The 15,296-nt window shown below is 71.7% G+C and carries 18 protein-coding genes and 1 tRNA gene; 9 read left to right on the forward strand and 10 right to left on the reverse strand.

From position 1 onward, the window contains the following. Positions 1 to 4: 4 nt before the first annotated feature. From ACFFBG_RS08720 to ACFFBG_RS08745, 6 genes are all read right to left on the reverse strand, one after another. On the reverse strand, positions 5 to 862 hold the full coding sequence (locus ACFFBG_RS08720; RefSeq protein WP_375477699.1) for an ABC transporter ATP-binding protein: 858 nt from the start codon (positions 860 to 862) through the stop codon (positions 5 to 7). Beyond that, positions 855 to 1,718 carry an ABC transporter permease gene (locus tag ACFFBG_RS08725; RefSeq protein ID WP_375477701.1) on the reverse strand — a complete coding sequence of 288 codons (864 nt, stop codon included), beginning with the start codon at positions 1,716 to 1,718 and terminating at the stop codon, positions 855 to 857. The genes ACFFBG_RS08720 and ACFFBG_RS08725 overlap by 8 nt, the downstream gene beginning before the upstream one ends. Next, positions 1,715 to 2,473: a MerR family DNA-binding transcriptional regulator gene (locus ACFFBG_RS08730; RefSeq protein WP_375477703.1), complete on the reverse strand. Its 759-nt coding sequence runs from the start codon at positions 2,471 to 2,473 to the stop codon at positions 1,715 to 1,717. The genes ACFFBG_RS08725 and ACFFBG_RS08730 overlap by 4 nt, the downstream gene beginning before the upstream one ends. Before the next feature lie 76 nt (positions 2,474 to 2,549). After that, complete coding sequence (locus ACFFBG_RS08735) at positions 2,550 to 2,945, reverse strand: type II toxin-antitoxin system VapC family toxin (RefSeq protein WP_375477705.1); 396 nt, start codon at positions 2,943 to 2,945, stop codon at positions 2,550 to 2,552. Then, complete coding sequence (locus ACFFBG_RS08740; protein ID WP_375477707.1) at positions 2,942 to 3,202, reverse strand: ribbon-helix-helix protein, CopG family; 261 nt, start codon at positions 3,200 to 3,202, stop codon at positions 2,942 to 2,944. Before ACFFBG_RS08740 ends, ACFFBG_RS08735 begins: the two co-directional genes overlap by 4 nt. Positions 3,203 to 3,378: 176 nt before the next feature. Beyond that, positions 3,379 to 3,466 (reverse strand) — tRNA-Ser (locus ACFFBG_RS08745). A gap of 110 nt (positions 3,467 to 3,576) precedes the next feature. On the opposite strand from ACFFBG_RS08745, the gene ACFFBG_RS08750 reads away from it, so the two are divergent. The 3 genes from ACFFBG_RS08750 to ACFFBG_RS08760 all read left to right on the forward strand — a co-directional run bounded on the left by ACFFBG_RS08750 (position 3,577) and on the right by ACFFBG_RS08760 (position 7,104). Next, positions 3,577 to 4,737: a zinc-binding dehydrogenase gene (locus ACFFBG_RS08750; protein ID WP_375477709.1), complete on the forward strand. Its 1,161-nt coding sequence runs from the start codon at positions 3,577 to 3,579 to the stop codon at positions 4,735 to 4,737. Between the two features lie 128 nt (positions 4,738 to 4,865). Further along, positions 4,866 to 6,383 (forward strand): MFS transporter, encoded by a 1,518-nt coding sequence (locus ACFFBG_RS08755; protein WP_375477711.1) that lies wholly within the window; start codon positions 4,866 to 4,868, stop codon positions 6,381 to 6,383. Positions 6,384 to 6,387: 4 nt separating this feature from the next. Beyond that, a complete protein-coding gene (locus tag ACFFBG_RS08760; RefSeq protein ID WP_375477713.1) occupies positions 6,388 to 7,104 on the forward strand; it encodes a TetR/AcrR family transcriptional regulator in 717 nt (238 codons plus the stop codon). 22 nt (positions 7,105 to 7,126) lie between these two features. On the opposite strand, the gene ACFFBG_RS08765 is transcribed toward ACFFBG_RS08760, so the two are convergent. Next, positions 7,127 to 7,945 (reverse strand): tyrosine-protein phosphatase, encoded by an 819-nt coding sequence (locus tag ACFFBG_RS08765; protein ID WP_375477715.1) that lies wholly within the window; start codon positions 7,943 to 7,945, stop codon positions 7,127 to 7,129. A 61-nt stretch (positions 7,946 to 8,006) separates the two neighbouring features. Here ACFFBG_RS08765 and ACFFBG_RS08770 point away from each other — a divergent pair, with 61 nt between their 5' ends. From ACFFBG_RS08770 to ACFFBG_RS08795, 6 genes are all read left to right on the forward strand, one after another. Beyond that, entirely contained in the window at positions 8,007 to 8,309 is a 303-nt protein-coding gene (locus tag ACFFBG_RS08770; RefSeq protein WP_375477717.1) for an urease subunit gamma, read from the forward strand. Next, complete coding sequence (locus ACFFBG_RS08775; RefSeq protein ID WP_375477719.1) at positions 8,306 to 8,632, forward strand: urease subunit beta; 327 nt, start codon at positions 8,306 to 8,308, stop codon at positions 8,630 to 8,632. Before ACFFBG_RS08770 ends, ACFFBG_RS08775 begins: the two co-directional genes overlap by 4 nt. Beyond that, the gene (locus ACFFBG_RS08780; RefSeq protein WP_375477721.1) at positions 8,625 to 10,364 is read left to right on the forward strand and encodes an urease subunit alpha; all 1,740 of its coding nucleotides are present in this window, start codon (positions 8,625 to 8,627) and stop codon (positions 10,362 to 10,364) included. Before ACFFBG_RS08775 ends, ACFFBG_RS08780 begins: the two co-directional genes overlap by 8 nt. A 113-nt stretch (positions 10,365 to 10,477) precedes the next feature. Next, entirely contained in the window at positions 10,478 to 11,197 is a 720-nt protein-coding gene (locus tag ACFFBG_RS08785; RefSeq protein WP_375477722.1) for an urease accessory protein UreF, read from the forward strand. A gap of 4 nt (positions 11,198 to 11,201) precedes the next feature. Then, positions 11,202 to 11,912: an urease accessory protein UreG gene (gene ureG, locus ACFFBG_RS08790; protein WP_375478161.1), complete on the forward strand. Its 711-nt coding sequence runs from the start codon at positions 11,202 to 11,204 to the stop codon at positions 11,910 to 11,912. Positions 11,913 to 11,925: 13 nt separating this feature from the next. After that, a complete protein-coding gene (locus ACFFBG_RS08795) occupies positions 11,926 to 12,705 on the forward strand; it encodes an urease accessory protein UreD (RefSeq protein ID WP_375477724.1) in 780 nt (259 codons plus the stop codon). Here the strand turns inward: ACFFBG_RS08795 and ACFFBG_RS08800 are convergent. The 3 genes from ACFFBG_RS08800 to ACFFBG_RS08810 are packed head-to-tail and all read right to left on the reverse strand — an operon-like array spanning position 12,625 to position 15,268. Further along, on the reverse strand, positions 12,625 to 13,545 hold the full coding sequence (locus ACFFBG_RS08800) for an ABC transporter permease (RefSeq protein WP_375477726.1): 921 nt from the start codon (positions 13,543 to 13,545) through the stop codon (positions 12,625 to 12,627). The genes ACFFBG_RS08795 and ACFFBG_RS08800 overlap by 81 nt on opposite strands. Further along, complete coding sequence (locus tag ACFFBG_RS08805) at positions 13,542 to 14,417, reverse strand: ABC transporter permease (protein WP_375477728.1); 876 nt, start codon at positions 14,415 to 14,417, stop codon at positions 13,542 to 13,544. The genes ACFFBG_RS08800 and ACFFBG_RS08805 overlap by 4 nt, the downstream gene beginning before the upstream one ends. A 2-nt stretch (positions 14,418 to 14,419) precedes the next feature. Continuing rightward, positions 14,420 to 15,268 (reverse strand): ABC transporter ATP-binding protein, encoded by an 849-nt coding sequence (locus ACFFBG_RS08810; protein WP_375477730.1) that lies wholly within the window; start codon positions 15,266 to 15,268, stop codon positions 14,420 to 14,422. Positions 15,269 to 15,296: the final 28 nt, after the last annotated feature.

Below are 15,296 nucleotides of genomic sequence, written 5' to 3' on the forward strand. Positions count from 1 at the left end.
CGGGTCAGCTCCGACCTTTTGCGGCGCCGGGCTTCGTGGTGCGAGCGCCTCGGTCGTGTCGTTCTTCGTAGGCGGCGACAACCGTGTCGGCGTCGGCGTCGAGGATGATCTTTCCGGCTTCGAGCCAAATGGCCCGGGTGCAGGTTTCTCGGATGATGCCGAGCCCGTGGCTGACGAGGAACACGGTGCCGGCCTGCTCGCGCAACTCGAGGATGCGCTTCTCGCTGCGGCGACGGAACTGGGCGTCGCCGGTGGCGAGCGCCTCGTCGATCAGCAGGATGTCGGGAGCGCGGGCGGCGGCGATGGCGAAGCGCAGCCGGGCGCCCATGCCGGAGGAGTAGGTCTTCATGGGCAGGTGCACGAACTCGCCGATTCCGGCGAACTCGCAGATCGAGTCGTACTCCTCGGCGATCTCGGCGGGGGTCATCCCGATGGCCAGGCAGCCGAGCACGATGTTCTGCTCGCCGGACATCGCGCCCATCATCGCGGCGGACACGCCGAGCAATGACGCCTGGCCGCGGGTCCACACGACGCCCTGCGACGGCGCCATCAGCCCGGCGATAGCGCGCAGCAGCGTGGACTTGCCGGATCCGTTGGGTCCGATCAGTCCGATCGCCTCGCCTCGGTGGGCGGCGAAGCTGACACCGCGGACGGCGTGCACGGACCGCTGGCCAGGCGCCTCTTCACGCAGCAGGATTCGCCGAAACGCCGCCGGCGCCCCGCCACGCCGGGCACCGCCGATGATGCGGTAGGTGAGGTGGACGTCGTCGACGACCACGGTCTGCTGGGTCGGCTCGGGCGGGGTCGGCTCGGGCGGGGTCGGCTGGGCCGTGGCCGGCTGGTCGCTCAGGGTCTCAGACATTGCCGTACTCCTCCTCGCCGCGCCAGAAGTAGAGGTAGCCCAGCACGAGCGTCCCGAAGGCCCACGCCATGGCGACGAGCCAGTTGGCCGGCGTGGCCGCGCTGCCGACCAGCAGCGCGTGCCGGTCGAGCTCCAGGTACACGTAGCCCGGATTGAGCGTCATGACGCTGGAGACCCAGGCGGCGTGGCCCCGGGTGAACACCTGAACGCTGTACATCACGCCGGAGGCGTACATCCACAGCCGGGAGACGAACGGCAGTATCTCCGTCATGTCCGGGACCCGCGCGCCGAGGCGGGCGACGAAAAACGCCAGGCCGAGGCAGAACAGCGCCTGCAGGGCGAGCGCGGGCACGAGTTCCAACCAGCGCCACGCCAGCGGCTCGCCGCTGAGCAACAAGATCGGGACGAGGATGAACAGCGAGTAGAACAGCTGCATCGAGGCCACGAGAGTGGTCGACATCGGCAACACCGCGCGCGGGAACTGCAGCGCGCGGACCAGCCCGAGGTTGCCGGTGATTGCCCGCGCCCCGGCGACCAGCGCGCTCGTGCAGAAGGCAAACGCGAAGACGCCGACCGACAAGAACGCGATGTAGTTGGGGACGCCCCGATTGGAGTGCAGCAGCAGTCCGAAGACCATGTAGTAGACCGCGATGTTGAGCAGCGGCGTGAGCAGCTGCCAGGCCTGGCCGAGGAAGTTGCCCTCGTAGCCGACGGCGTTCGACGCGGAGGAGTACGCGGCGACGAACCACCGCCGTTCCCACAGCCGCCGGGTGTAGTCGTCGATCGGCAGCCGCGCGCCGGCGCGCTGCAACCCGGGCGCGGGCGCCTCGGGGAGCGTCTCCTCAGGCAGTGTCATCTCGCGCCCTGCAGGTTGGCCCGCAATTCGCGCATGAACCGCTGCTGCACCGGGTTCAGCCGGTCGGTCAGCAACTGGTTGACCATGCCGATATCGACCTGGCCGTCGACACCGCGCGACGTCAGCACGGTGGCGACATCGGCGGCCAGCGCCGCGATTTCCGCATCCGAACTGCGTGCGCCGAGCTTGCCCAAACGTCGGCGCAGCGGTCCGACCGCCTCGACGACCGTCGAATCGCCGAACAGCCTGCTGGCCTCGGCGAGCACCCCGGGCATGCCCTCCGGGTGGACTGCGTCAAGCAACGCGGCGGCCCACTTTTCGCTGGCCCGCAGGTGGTCGGCCGGACCCAACACCCCTTGGTCCTGCAGCGCCTGGGTGAGCGTCTTGACCGGCTGATCGAAGGTCTCCGAGCGGGCCAACTCCTGCAGCCGGTCCCGGGTGGCCACCAATTCCTTGATCTCGGCGTCGAGCTCGTCGGCGAGGGCGCCCAGCGCGTCGGCCAGCGAGACGTCGTCCGAGGAGGTGGCGCTGACCCGCTGCGCGATCTGCGGCAGTGGCATCCCCAAGGCGCGCAGCCGGGCGACACGCACCAACTCGATGACCTCCTTGCCGCCGTACCGGCGGTACCCGGAGCCGTCGCGCGGCGGCTCGGGCAGCAGGCCGATCGAGTGGTAGTACCGCACCGCCCGCGGGGTCAGGCCGGCGACCTCGGCGACCTTCGTCACCGATAGCCCACCGGACGCCCCAGAGCTCACGAGACCACTATCCACATTGACGTAGCGTCAAGGAAAGCGCCACGCTGGCCAGTAGCCGCAGGTCTCCGAGCGGACCTCATGGGATGGCTTGCACACCCACGGTCTCGGCCGCTTCAGCCAGCCGCTGATCGAAGGTCAGGATCTCGACCGCGCCCAGGGTGATCGCCGCGGCTAGATGAATCGCGTCGAGGGATCTCAGGTACGCCGCCCCGATTGTTCGCGCGCGGGTGAGCGTCGCCGAATCGAGCGGTTGCCTCGCGATTCCGGAGCACGCGGTGTTGAGCGCGGTCCCGGCGTCCGTCACCCCGGCCCTGAGGAGCGCACGCGACACCTCGACCCACGCCAGCGCCGAGGACGCCAGTAGGTCTCCAGCTGCATTGCGCGAGCGAAGGATCGCGCGAACCTGCGCAGACTCGGTCTCGATGAAGACGCGTTTGAGAAGCGCGCTCGTGTCGACGTAGAGGTTGGTCATCGCTCGTCCCGTTCGAGCAGATCGAGCGACGACATCCCCTTCGGCAGCCTCAGTGTGGGTTCATGATCGACGAAAGGCTCGGGCGCCTCGACGAGCCCGGCCCGCACGGCGCGTTCCAGCGGACTCAGCTCCGGGTGCAGACCCAATTCCTTTGCTAATGCGCTCCGGACGACCTCCTGCTGCGATCGGCCGCTCCGCGCAGCCGCGGCACGCAGCGCGCCGGCCAATTCTTCGCTGAGGCGCAGATTCGTGCTCACCCGTTGATGGTACCGCTGGCCCTAGATTTTGGTACCACTGGTTACGCGAGGAAGCACAGCACGTCCCGACCCTCGGCCCAAGGTTGCGGAGGGCGTGGTGCGACCTCAACCGGATGGCTTTCGCACGCCTCCGCGCTCGCACGAGAGTCGACGTGTGTTGGTGCAAGCACTAGTTGCGGAGGGCGTGGGATTCGAACCCACGGTCAGGGATCACCTGACAGCGGTTTTCAAGACCGCCGCACTCGGCCACTATGCGAGCCCTCCCTTGCGCGCAACCCTAACTGTCGAGGCCAGCGACGATCTTGTGCCGGCGCCGGTGTCCGGCCCCGGCGACAGCACAAGTCGCCGCGTCGCTCGCCAAATAGGGTGTCCCGATGCGCGCCGTCACCTGTCGCAACGCCGAGCTCGCGGTCGAAGACGTGCCGACGCCGGACCCAGCCCGCGGCCAACTCCTGCTCACCGTGCTGCGCTGCGGCATCTGCGGCTCGGATCTGCACGCCCGCCGGCACTGCGACGAACTCGCCGACGTCACGGCCGAGGTGGGTTACGACGGGATGTTCCGGTCCGGCGACGCAGTCGTGCTCGGCCACGAGTTCAGCGGCGAGGTCGCGGCGGCCGGCGCGGGCGCCCGGCTGAAACCAGGCACGCGGGTGGTGTCCTTCCCGCTGCTGCGCGCAGCCGGCGCGATCCACCCGACTGGCCTGTCCCCGCACGCGCCGGGCGGCTATGCCGAAAACGTCCTCGTGCAGGACGCGCTCACGCTGGCGATTCCGAACGGCCTGGCGACCGACGTCGCCACCCTGACTGAGCCGATGGCGGTCGGCCTGCACGCAGTGCGCAAGAGCGGCATCTCGCGCCGCCAGGTGGCGGTGGTCATCGGCTGCGGGCCTGTGGGCCTCGCCGTGATCGCGATGCTCAAGGCGAGCGGCGTGCGGACCGTGGTCGCGAGCGACTTCTCCGCCGGCCGCCGGCGGCTCGCCCAGGCGATGGGCGCCGACGTCGTCGTCGATCCCACCGAGCACGGCCCGTTCGACGACGCGGCCACGCACCGCCATCTCGTCGACGCGCCGACGGTCTTCGAGCTTGCGCTCGGCGCGGTGGAGAAGCTGCGCCGGCTGCCGCTCGTGCCCTGGTGGCGCGTCTGGCAGGCAGCCGAGGCGGTGGGCGCCGCGACCCCGAAGCACCCCGTCGTCTTCGAGTGCGTCGGCATCCCGGGAATGATCGACCAAGTGATCCGGACCGCGCCGTTCTTCTCCCGAGTGGTGGTCGTGGGCGTCTGCATGCAGCCCGACCGAATCCGGCCGGCGATGGGCGTCAACAAGGAGATCGAGCTGCGCTTCGTGCTCGGCTACACTCCGCGCGACTTCCGCGACAGCCTGCACCTGCTTGCCGAAGGCAAGCTCGCCCCACAGCCGCTGATCACCGGCACGGTGGGCCTCGCCGGCGTTGACAGCGCCTTCGCCGCGCTCGCCGACCCGGAGCGGCACGCCAAGATCCTCATCGACCCATCGGCTGCCGGCGACCACATCGCCTGACGGCCGGTGGTTCGCCGATGTTGTGGGGCAAGTCATCGCAACTGGAGTCATCGCCTCCGGATCGTGCGGTAGCGTGTGAACCGAACCGGAGGAGATGTCTCCGGTAACTGACGCTCAGGAGCTCCCCGATGACGACCACTCTCTCGAAGTCCGCGGGCGCGGACGCGGCGGCCGAACAGCACGCCAAGCGCTGGTGGATTCTCGCCATGCTCGGCGTAGCTCAGCTGATGGTCGTGCTGGACTCCACGATCGTGAACATCGCCCTGCCCACCGTGCAGACCGACCTGCGCTTCTCCAACGACGCCCGCCAGTGGATCGTCACCGCGTACGCCCTGGCCTTCGGGTCGCTGCTGTTGATCGGCGGCCGGATCGCCGACATCATCGGCCGCAAGCGCGTGTTGCTCATCGGCCTGGTCGGCTTCGCAGTGGCGTCCGCGGTCGGCGGCGCGTCGGTCGACGTCGGCATGCTGATCGCGGCGCGCGCGGTGCAGGGCCTGTTCGGCGCGTTGCTCGCGCCGGCCATCCTGTCGCTGCTCACCACAACGTTCACCGAGCCCGGCGAGCGCGCCAAGGCTTTCGGCGTCTTCGGCGCCATCGCCGGCGCGGGGGCGTCCATCGGCCTGCTGCTCGGCGGCATCCTGACCGAGTACGCGACCTGGCGCTGGACGCTGTTCGTCAACCTGATCTTCGCGGCCATCACCTTCATCGGCGCCTCCATCCTGCTCAAGGACCGCCCCGCTGGCGGCGAACGGCCCGGACTCGACCTGCCCGGCACCATCGTCGGATCGGCGGGCCTGTTCGCCCTCGTCTACGGCTTCTCGAACGCCGAGACGCACGGCTGGGCGAACTCGCTGACAATCGGCTTCCTGGTCGCGTCCGGCGTCCTGCTGATCGCCTTCGTGGTGATCGAGCAGCGCATCCACCACCCCCTGTTGCCGATGCGGATCGTCACCGACCGCAACCGGGGCGGCGCGTACGTGTCGATGTTCATCGCGTCCGTGGGCATTTTCGCGGTGTTCCTGTTCCTGACCTACTACCTGCAGCGTTCGCAGGGCTTCAGCGCGATCATGACCGGTGTCGCGTTCCTGCCGCTCACCGGCACGCTGATCGTCGTCGCCTCAATCGGCAGCACCCTGCTGGTCACCCGGGTCAGCCCCCGGTTGTTGATCCCGAGCGGCATGGTGATCTCCGCTGCCGCGATGTGGCTGCTCACCCGGATCGGGCTGGACACGACCTACGCGTCGGCGGTGCTGCCGGCGACGCTGCTGCTCGGCGTCGGGCTCGGTCTCGTGTTCTCGCCCGCGTTCAGCCTCGCGACGCTGGGCGTGGACGAGAACGACGCCGGCGTCGCGTCGGCCGTCGTCAACACCGCGCAGCAGGTCGGCGGTTCGGTCGGCACGGCGCTGCTGAACACCATCGCGGCGTCCGCCGGCGCCGCCTACGTCACCGCGCATCTCGCGCCGCTGGGCGCGTCGCCGAGCAAGACGGCGCTGGCCGCGCTGCAGGAGCACGCCGCGATCCACAGCTACACGGTCCCGTTCTGGTGGGCCGCCGGGGTGTTCCTGGTGGGCGCGGTGCTGAGCGCGAGCATTCTGCGCTCGGGCATCCCGCAGGTAGACCCGAACACCGCCGGCGTGGCCGTCTGATCCGATGACGGCTCACGAACGGACGACCCGCGACGACTCGGAAGTCGTCGCGGGCCGTCCGCTGCGCAAGGACGCCGCGCGCAACCGCGCGTTGCTGATGGCGGCCGCCCGCGAGGTCTTCGCCGAGCGCGGCCTCGACGCCAGCCTCGACGACATCGCACATCGCGCAGGGGTCGGCGTCGGCACGGCATACCGACACTTCGGCAACAAGCAGGAGCTCGCGTCCGCGATTCTCCGCGAGGCAATCGGTGAGTTCGCGCTCATCGCCGAGCAGGCGGCGGCGACCGAGGACCCCTGGCAAGCCCTCGTCGGCTTCTTGGAAGCGGCGGCAGAGGCGCAGACGGCCGACCGCGGCCTGCGCGAGGCGCTGATGGGCATGCACCTTCCGGACCAAATGGACGAGGCGCACAGCCGGGTGAGCGCCCCGCTCGGCAAGGTGCTCGACCGTGCCAAGGCCGCGGGCGTCGTGCGGCCCGACACCGAGCTGACCGACCTCGGCATGGTGTTGCTGATGCTGTGCACCGCGGCAGACGTCGCCGCCGATGTCTCGCCGGAGCTCTGGCGGCGGTACCTGCCGTTGCTGCTCGCCGGGCTGCGCAGCTCCGACGAGCTGCCGGTCGCGCCCATCGCCGAGGACCAGCTGCTCAAGGCCATGGCGTCGTACAAGCACCGGATGCTGCGCGGCGTTCCCACGGTGGGCGCCCTGCTTCCGGAGGTGTGAGCCCGACTGAGCGCCCGGGCGCTCAGTCCAGCAGGCGAGAGCGCAGCGCAGCGGCGTCACGGTCCGTCCAACCGTGGGCCCGCAGCCACGCTGGGGCGCCGCCGTGCATCTCGTCCATCGCGTCGAACCACCGCTGCATCGACTGCGCCTTCGGACGGTGCTTGTCGTAGTCCGTCCCCGAATCGGGGTCGGTGAGGTCGTTGGCGTAGGTGCGGCGCGCGACCAGCCGGCGCAGGATGGCCTCGATCCGCTCGCCGCTGGCCGCGTAATCGGCGACGATCGCCTCCCGGGTGACGCCGACCTCGGCCAGCGCAAACGCGACGACGACGCCGGTGCGGTCCTTGCCGGCTGCGCAATGGACGATCGTCGCGCCGTCCGTGCCGGCGATCAGCCGCAGCGTGGCGAGCACCGAATCCGCCCGGTCGTCGAGGTAACGCAGGTACACGCCGGCGACGCCGCGCCGGCGCTCGTCCTCGCTCGCGTCGTCGGAGCGCGACTGCCAGGGCAGCACCACCGGCGCGGATTCGTCGTCGGCGCGCACGGCGTCCGTCGTGTCGCCCGCCTCGGGGAACAGCGAGAGGTGCTTCACCACGACCGCCGGCTCGGCGGTCATCGGCCCCGGCCCTTCGGCCGCGACTTCGACGCCGGTGCGCAGGTCGGCGACCGCCCGCACGTGCAGCTCGTCGACGAGCAGCCGGACGTCGGCCGGGCTGAGCTGCTGCAAGCTGTCGGACCGGATCAGCCGCCCGGGTTGCACGCGCCGTCCGTCGACGGTGGGCAGGCCGCCGAGGTCGCGGACGTTCTCCGCCCCGTCGAGGCGGATCCAACGCGGCGATGTCACGCCGCGACCCTACGGCGGGCGGGTTCACCGCCTGGAAACGGCATTGGCATACGGTGCCCTCGTGCGCTTGACCGAGCATGAGCAGGAGCGCCTGCTCATCACGCTGGCCGCCGACGTGGCGCAGCGCCGGCGCGATCGCGGACTGCGGCTGAACCATCCCGAGGCGGTCGCGCTGATCACCTCGTTCGTGCTCGAAGGCGCGCGGGACGGCCGCACGGTGGCCGAGCTGATGAGCGCCGGCCGGTCGGTGCTCAGCCGGGCGGACGTCCTGCCCGGCGTGCCGGAGATGATCGAGTCGGTGCAGGTGGAGGCGACGTTCCCGGACGGCACGAAGCTGGTCACGGTGCACGGGCCGATCTCGTGACTCGCGCCGGCGCGAGTCAGCAAGGCATCGGCATCCCGGGCGAGGTGCTGCCGGCCGACGGCGTGGTCGAACTCAATCCCGGCCGGGACCGGATCGAGGTGCTCGTCGACAACACCGGCGACCGGCCGATCCAGGTCGGCTCGCACTACTGCTTCGCGCAGGTGAACCCGGCGCTCGCCTTCGACCGGGCCGCGGCGGCGGGCCGGCGCCTCGACGTCCCGGCCGGCACGTCGGTGCGCTTCGAGCCGGGCATCTCGCTGCACGTCGTGCTGGTGCCGCTCGCCGGCGCCGCCGTCGTCCCGGGGCTGCGCGGCGATGGCTGAGCTGGCCCGCGCGCGGTACGCCGAGCTGTACGGCCCGACGACCGGCGACCGCGTCCGGCTGGCCGACACCGACCTGCTGATCGAGGTCGAGCGCGACCTGTGCGGCGGCCCGGGGCCGCTCGCCGGCGACGAGGCGGTCTTCGGCGGCGGCAAGGTGATTCGGGAGTCGATGGGCCAGGCGGTCGCCACCCGCGCACAGGGCACGCCCGACCTCGTCATCACCGGCGTCGTGGTGCTGGACCACTGGGGCGTGGTCAAGGCCGACGTCGGCGTCCGGGACGGACGGATCGTCGCGCTCGGCAAGGCCGGCAACCCGGACACCATGGACGGGGTGACGCCCAATCTCGTCATCGGCCCGTCGACCGAGGTGCTCGCCGGCAACGGGCTGATCCTCACCGCGGGGGGCGTCGACAGCCACGTCCACCTGATCGCGCCGCAGCAGATCCCGGTGGCGCTGGCGGCCGGGATCACCACGCTGATCGGCGGCGGCACCGGTCCGGCGGAGGGCACGAAGGCGACCACGGTGACGCCCGGCGCGTTCTGGCTGGACGCGATGCTGCGCGCCACCACCGCGTGGCCGGTGAACGTGGTGCTGCTCGGCAAGGGGAACACCGTGTCCAGCGATGGGCTGTGGGAGCAGCTGCGCGCAGGCGCGGCCGGCTTCAAGCTGCACGAGGACTGGGGGACGACGCCGGCCGCCATCGACGCGTGCCTCACCGTGGCCCAGGCGGCCGGGGTGCAGGTGGCGATCCACACCGACACGTTGAACGAGGCGGGCTACCTCGAGTCGACGCTCGCCGCGATCGGCGGCCGGCCGATCCACACGTATCACACCGAGGGCGCCGGGGGCGGGCACGCGCCGGACATCATCAGGGTGGCCGGGCAGCCGAACGTGCTGCCGTCGTCGACCAACCCGACCCGGCCGTACACGCGCAACACCCTCGACGAGCACCTCGACATGCTGATGGTCTGCCACCACTTGCGACCCTCGATTCCCGAGGATCTCGCGTTCGCGGAGTCCCGGATCCGGCCGTCGACGATGGCGGCCGAGGACGTGCTGCACGACCTCGGCGCGATCTCGATGATCGGCTCGGACTCCCAAGCCATGGGCCGGATCGGCGAGACGATCATCCGCACCTGGCAGACGGCGCACGTGATGAAGCAGCGCCGCGGCGCGTTGCCCGGCGACGGCGGCGGCGCGGACGGCGGGGCGGACAACCTGCGCGCGCGGCGGTACGTCGCGAAGTACACGATCGCGCCCGCGGTGACGCACGGGCTGGCCGGCGAGATCGGCTCGGTCGAGGTCGGCAAGCTGGCCGATCTCGTGCTGTGGTCCCCCGCCTTCTTCGGCGTGCGCCCGCACGTGGTGCTGAAGTCCGGCGTCATCGCGTGGGCGACGATGGGCGACGCGAACGCCTCCATCCCCACCCCGCAGCCGCAGTTGCTGCGGCCGATGTTCGGCGCGTTCGGCTCGCTGCCCGCGACGCTCGGCCGCTCGTTCGTGTCGCCGGCCGCGCTCGAAGCCGGGCTGGGCGAGCGGTGGGAATCCGAGCGGCCGCTCGTCGCGACGGCGGACGTGTCCTCGTTGTCGAAGGCCGACCTGCCGGAGAACGACGCGCTGCCGAGCATCGAGGTGGATGCCGAGACCTTCGCGGTGCGGGTCGATGGCGAGCTGATCGAGCCGGCGCCGGTGTCCGAGCTGCCGATGGCCCAGCGGTACTTCCTGTTCTGATGCCACCCCTCACGCCGTCGCCCATTCCGTCGCCTATTCCGTCGCCCAGCCCGCGCCCGCTCGCCGACTTGTCCTCGCCAGCCCGGGCCATAGACCGTCCAAGCGAGGACAACTTGCGGGGGCGGGCGGGAGCGCTGCTGCTGTTGTTGCTCGACTCGCGCGCGCCGGCCGGGGCGCACAACCATTCCGGCGGCATGGAAGCGGCGGTGATGGCCGGCCTGGTGGGTGATCTCGTCGACGTCGAGGCGTTCTGCCGTGGGCGGTTGGCGACCGTCGGCCGGGTGGCCGCCGACTTCGCCGCCGCCGCGTGCCGCCTGCATCTTGGCCACGGGGCGGGGCGACAGGCCGACGCCGCGGCCGCTGCGGGGCCAAGACTGGGGTGGCTGGAACTGGACGCTGAGCTGGACGCGCGGACGCCGTCGGCGGCAGCCCGCGCCGCGTCCCGGCAGCTCGGCTCGGGCCTGCGGCGGCTGCTGCGCTCGATGCTGCCCGCCTTCGACCCGCCCTGGCACGACCTGCGCCCGGCGCCACACCATCCGCTCGTGCTCGGCGCGGCCGTCGCAGCTGCTGGCGGCTCGCCCGATCTGGCCGCGCGGGCGGCTGCGTTGCAGAGCGTCACCGGGCCGGCGGGCGGGGCGGTGCGACTGCTCGGGCTCGACCCGTTCGCCGTCCAAACGCTGCTCGCCCGCCTCGCCGACGAGATCGACGAGATCGACGAGATCGACGAGCACGACGAGCACGAACGGGACGACCTGTCGGCCGCTGCGGCGCCTGCGCTCGACCTGCTCGCCGACTTCCATCTGACGACGGAGGTGCGTCTCTTTGCGTCCTGACTGGCTGCGGCCGCCGCGGCACAACGATCACAACGATCACGGCGACCCGCACGCGCACCTGCCGGCCGGCTCGCCCGCCGGGCCGCCCGGCGCTCGGGCGCCGCGGATCGGCATCGGCGGTCCGGTCGGCAGCGGCAAGACCGCGCTGGTCGCGGCGCTGTGCCGCGCGCTGTCCGCCGAGCACACGCTCGGCGTCGTGACCAACGACATCTACACAACCGAGGACGCCGACTTCCTGCGCCGGGCCGGCGTGCTGCCGGACGAGCGCATCCGCGCCGTGCAGACCGGCGCCTGCCCGCACACCGCGATCCGCGACGACATCACGCCCAACCTCGACGCCGTCGAGGCGCTCGAGGCCGACCACCCGGACCTCGACCTCGTGCTGGTCGAGAGCGGCGGCGACAACCTCACCGCCACCTTCTCCTACGGCCTGGTGCACCGGCAGATCTTCGTCATCGACGTCGCGGGTGGGGACAAGGTGCCGCGCAAGGGCGGCCCGGGGGTCACCCGCAGCGACCTGCTGGTGATCAACAAGACCGACCTCGCCCCGCTCGTCGGCGCGGATCTCGAGGTGATGCGCCGCGACGCGGCCGCCGTGCGCGGCGCGCGCCCGACGCTGTTCACCAGCTTGGCCGGCGACCCGGGCGCAGCGGCGGTCGCCGACTGGGTGCGCGGCGTCTGCGCCGAGCTGGCGCCGACCCGCGCCGCCAGCTGAGGCAGCGCGGGACATGCGGGCGAGCACCAGCGCCGTCGTGCGCGCGGGCGGCGTGCTCGGCGACCTGCGCTGCGAGCCGCCCCTCACGGTGCGCCGGGTGACGGCGCCGCCCGGCGTCTGCGGGCTGTGCCTGGTGGGCACGGCGGCCGGCCCGCTCGCCGGCGACGAGCACTTGCTCGACCTGCGCCTCGAGCCGTACGCCCGGGCGGCGTTGACCGCCGCAGGCGCCAGCATCGCCCAGGGCCGCGGCGGCGCGCCCGCGACGGTGACCCAACGAGCCAGGCTGGACGCCGGCGCCGAGCTCGTCGCCGACCCCGGCCCGCTGGTCGTGTCGGAAGGCAGCCGGGTGGCTGTCCGGGTCGAGCTCGACCTGGCCGCGGACGCCAGCATCGAGTGGCGCGAGCTGATCGTGCTCGGCCGCTCGATGGACGCCGCCCCCGGTCGCGCCACGGTGCGCTGGGACGTCGTCCGCGCGGGCCGGCCGGTGCTGCGTCAGCTGCTGCGCTTGCCGACCATGTTCGCGCCGAGACGCGTGCTCGCGAGCGCGCTGCTCACCGGCCCGCTGGTCGCGGCGCGCACCGTGGTCGCGGGCCCGCTCGCCGTCGCCCAGCAGATCGACGCGACGACGTCGCTGGTGACGGTGCTCGCCGACGACGCGGCGAGCGCGGTTCGCGAACGCGACCGGCTCGTCCGGCTCGTCAGCGGGCAGCGCTCAGCGCTTGCCGGCGTCCGGGCCCCACTTGGCGAGCACGACGGTCTCGAGGATCACCGCGATCGAGTACAGCAGGATTGAGGCCAGCACGCTGATCACGACGATCGCCCACACGCCGGTGTAGTTGGCGACGCCCTTGTAGTTGTTGAGCAGGCCGCCGAGCCCGTCGAAGCCGGACAGCCACTCGGCCAGCATCGCGCCGACGACCGCCCCCGGCACCGAGATGCGCACCGCGGCGAAGAAGTTGGGCAGCGCGGACGGCAGCCGCACCTTCAGCAGCGCAACCCGCTCCGAACCGCCGTTGACCCGGATCAGGTCGAGCGCCTGGGGCGAGGCCGAACGAAGCCCGAGCACGATGTTGACGAGCGCCGGGAACAACACGACCACCGCGCCGATGGCCGCGATCGCCCCGGTGCCGTGGCCGACGATGAGCAGGATGACCGGCGCCATGGCGACCAGCGGGACCGAGCGCAGCAGCATCGCGATCGGCATGAACGCGAACTCGAACGGCCGGAAGAGCACGAACAACGCCGCGACGATCGTCGCGAAGCCGAGCCCGACCACGAAACCGATGCCGGCGTCGCCGAGCGTCTTCCACAGCCCGTCGAGCGCCTGGGACCGGGCGAGCGCGGCCGACATCGTGCTCGGCCGGACGCCGATCTTCGGTGTGTCGCTGAACAGGTAGTCCCAGACGTCCGACGGGCCCTTGCCGACGAACTTCGAGACGTCGAAGTACTTCAGCACCCCGAGCCAGATCGCGGTCAGCACGACCAGCGACACTGCGATCGTCAGCAAGGTGGAGCCGACCCGCCGGGCGACCACCCGGGCGAACGAGGCGCCACCGCGGGCCCCGTCGCCGTCGGCGACCCCATTCGGGTCGCCCGGTCGCGCGCCGGTCGGCGGCGCGATGGTCGCGGTCACGGCCGGCCGCCTGGACGCGTGGTGGTCCACGGCGTGACGAGCCGGGCGACGAGCCCGATCAGCAGGTACCCGAAGCCGGCGACCACGCCGCTGGCGAGGGCGAGGAACCACAGCAGCGCCGCGTCGTTGTTGCTCTGCGCGGCGATCAACGCCTGGCCCACGGAGTTGTCGCCGCCGCCGCCGAGGAACTCGGCGAGCACCGCGCCGAGGAACGCCGCCGGCGCCGCGATCTTCAACGCGGCGAAGACGTTCGGCAACGCGGAGATGACCCGCACCTTCCGCAGCTGCGTCAACTTCGAGCCGCCGTAGGCGGTGACCAGGTCGAGGCTCGTCTGCGGCGCCGCGCGCAGGCCGACCAGGCTGCCGACCACGGTGGTGAAGAACGGCGCGAGCGACGCGACCACGATGGGCGCGGCCTGCGAGTTGTCCTGCCCGGCGATGACCACGACGATCGGCGCGATGGCGACGGGCGGCAGGCAGTAGGTGACGATCGCCAACTGGTTGATCGCCTCCTCCAGCGGCGGCAGCAGCAGCACGATCACCGCGGCCCCGAGGGCGAGCAGGTCGCCCCACAGGTAGCCCCATAGCGCGGCCTCGATCGTCGGCGTGAAGTTCGAGCGCAGCGCGCTCCAGTCGTCGCCGCTGCTGACGTGCTTCGCCACCGCCCACGGCGTCGGGATGGCGTGCGAGTCGGTGTAGAGGGTCTCCGCGGCAAGCCACCACACCAGCACGATCAGCACGGCGCCGATCAGGCCGCCGGCCCACGCGGGCAGGTCCGCCACCGTCCGGCGTTCGCGCGGCACGGCGACGACCCGCGCCTCGCGCGCGGTGTCGCCGGCGGTCGGCTCCGGCGGGGTGGTCGTGATCGCCACGGCTAGCCCTCCACGGCGCCCGCGGCGACCCCGCCGCGGCCGAAGAGGATCTCCGACAGCTGATCGTGGTAGGCGTGGAACTCCGGCGTGCGCATCAGCTCGGGCACCCGCGGCCGCGGCAGGTCGATCGCCACGACCTCGGCGATCCGGCCGGGCCGCGGACTCATCACCGCGACGACGTCGGACAGGAACACCGCCTCGGCGATGCCGTGCGTGACCATCAGCGTCGTCGCCGGCTTCTCCGTCCAGATCCGCAGCAACTCGACGTTCAGCCGCTGCCGGGTCATGTCGTCGAGCGCGCCGAACGGCTCGTCGAGCAGCATCACGGTCGGCTTGACGACCAGGCAGCGGGCGATCGCGACGCGCTGGCGCATGCCGCCGGACAGCTGCGCCGGCTTGGCGTTCTCGAAGCCGGTGAGGCCGACGAGCGAGATCAGATCCTCGATCAGCCCTTTCTCCGGCGTGATGCCGGCGACCTCGAGCGGCAGCCGGATGTTCTTGGTGACAGTCCGCCACGGCAGCAGCGCGGCGTCCTGAAAGGCGATGCCGAGCTCGTGGTGTCGCTGAATCTCCGCCGTCGACTGGCTGTTGATCAACGCGGTGCCGGACGTCGGCTTGTCCAGGCCGGCCAGGATGCGCAGGATCGTCGACTTGCCGCACCCGGAAGGCCCGAGCAGCGACAGGAACGAGTTCTGCCGGGTGCCGAGGCTCGCGCTCTCCACGGCGGTGACGGTCTTGCGGCCGAGGGCGAACGTCTTCGTCAGGCTCTGAATGTTGACGCCGGTCGCGAGGGCCGGCTCGGTCTGCGGCGACGTGGTGCACAGCGCCGTCGCCGTGCTCTGCTCTGTCATCGTGGCCGGCCCTCCTGTGCTGCGCGGA

This window comes from uncultured Jatrophihabitans sp. (assembly GCF_964251945.1).
GTDB lineage: Bacteria > Actinomycetota > Actinomycetes > Mycobacteriales > Jatrophihabitantaceae > Jatrophihabitans.

What these genes read in the sequence shown, in the direction of transcription:
- ACFFBG_RS08720 (WP_375477699.1), bottom strand. Translation starts at nt 862, where the DNA reads ATGTCTGAGACCCTGAGCGACCAGCCGGCCACGGCCCAGCCGACCCCG.
- ACFFBG_RS08725 (WP_375477701.1), bottom strand. Translation starts at nt 1,718, where the DNA reads ATGACACTGCCTGAGGAGACGCTCCCCGAGGCGCCCGCGCCCGGGTTG.
- ACFFBG_RS08735 (WP_375477705.1), bottom strand. Translation starts at nt 2,945, where the DNA reads ATGACCAACCTCTACGTCGACACGAGCGCGCTTCTCAAACGCGTCTTC.
- ACFFBG_RS08750 (WP_375477709.1), top strand. Translation starts at nt 3,577, where the DNA reads ATGCGCGCCGTCACCTGTCGCAACGCCGAGCTCGCGGTCGAAGACGTG.
- ACFFBG_RS08755 (WP_375477711.1), top strand. Translation starts at nt 4,866, where the DNA reads ATGACGACCACTCTCTCGAAGTCCGCGGGCGCGGACGCGGCGGCCGAA.
- ACFFBG_RS08760 (WP_375477713.1), top strand. Translation starts at nt 6,388, where the DNA reads ATGACGGCTCACGAACGGACGACCCGCGACGACTCGGAAGTCGTCGCG.
- ACFFBG_RS08780 (WP_375477721.1), top strand. Translation starts at nt 8,625, where the DNA reads ATGGCTGAGCTGGCCCGCGCGCGGTACGCCGAGCTGTACGGCCCGACG.
- ACFFBG_RS08795 (WP_375477724.1), top strand. Translation starts at nt 11,926, where the DNA reads ATGCGGGCGAGCACCAGCGCCGTCGTGCGCGCGGGCGGCGTGCTCGGC.
- ACFFBG_RS08810 (WP_375477730.1), bottom strand. Translation starts at nt 15,268, where the DNA reads ATGACAGAGCAGAGCACGGCGACGGCGCTGTGCACCACGTCGCCGCAG.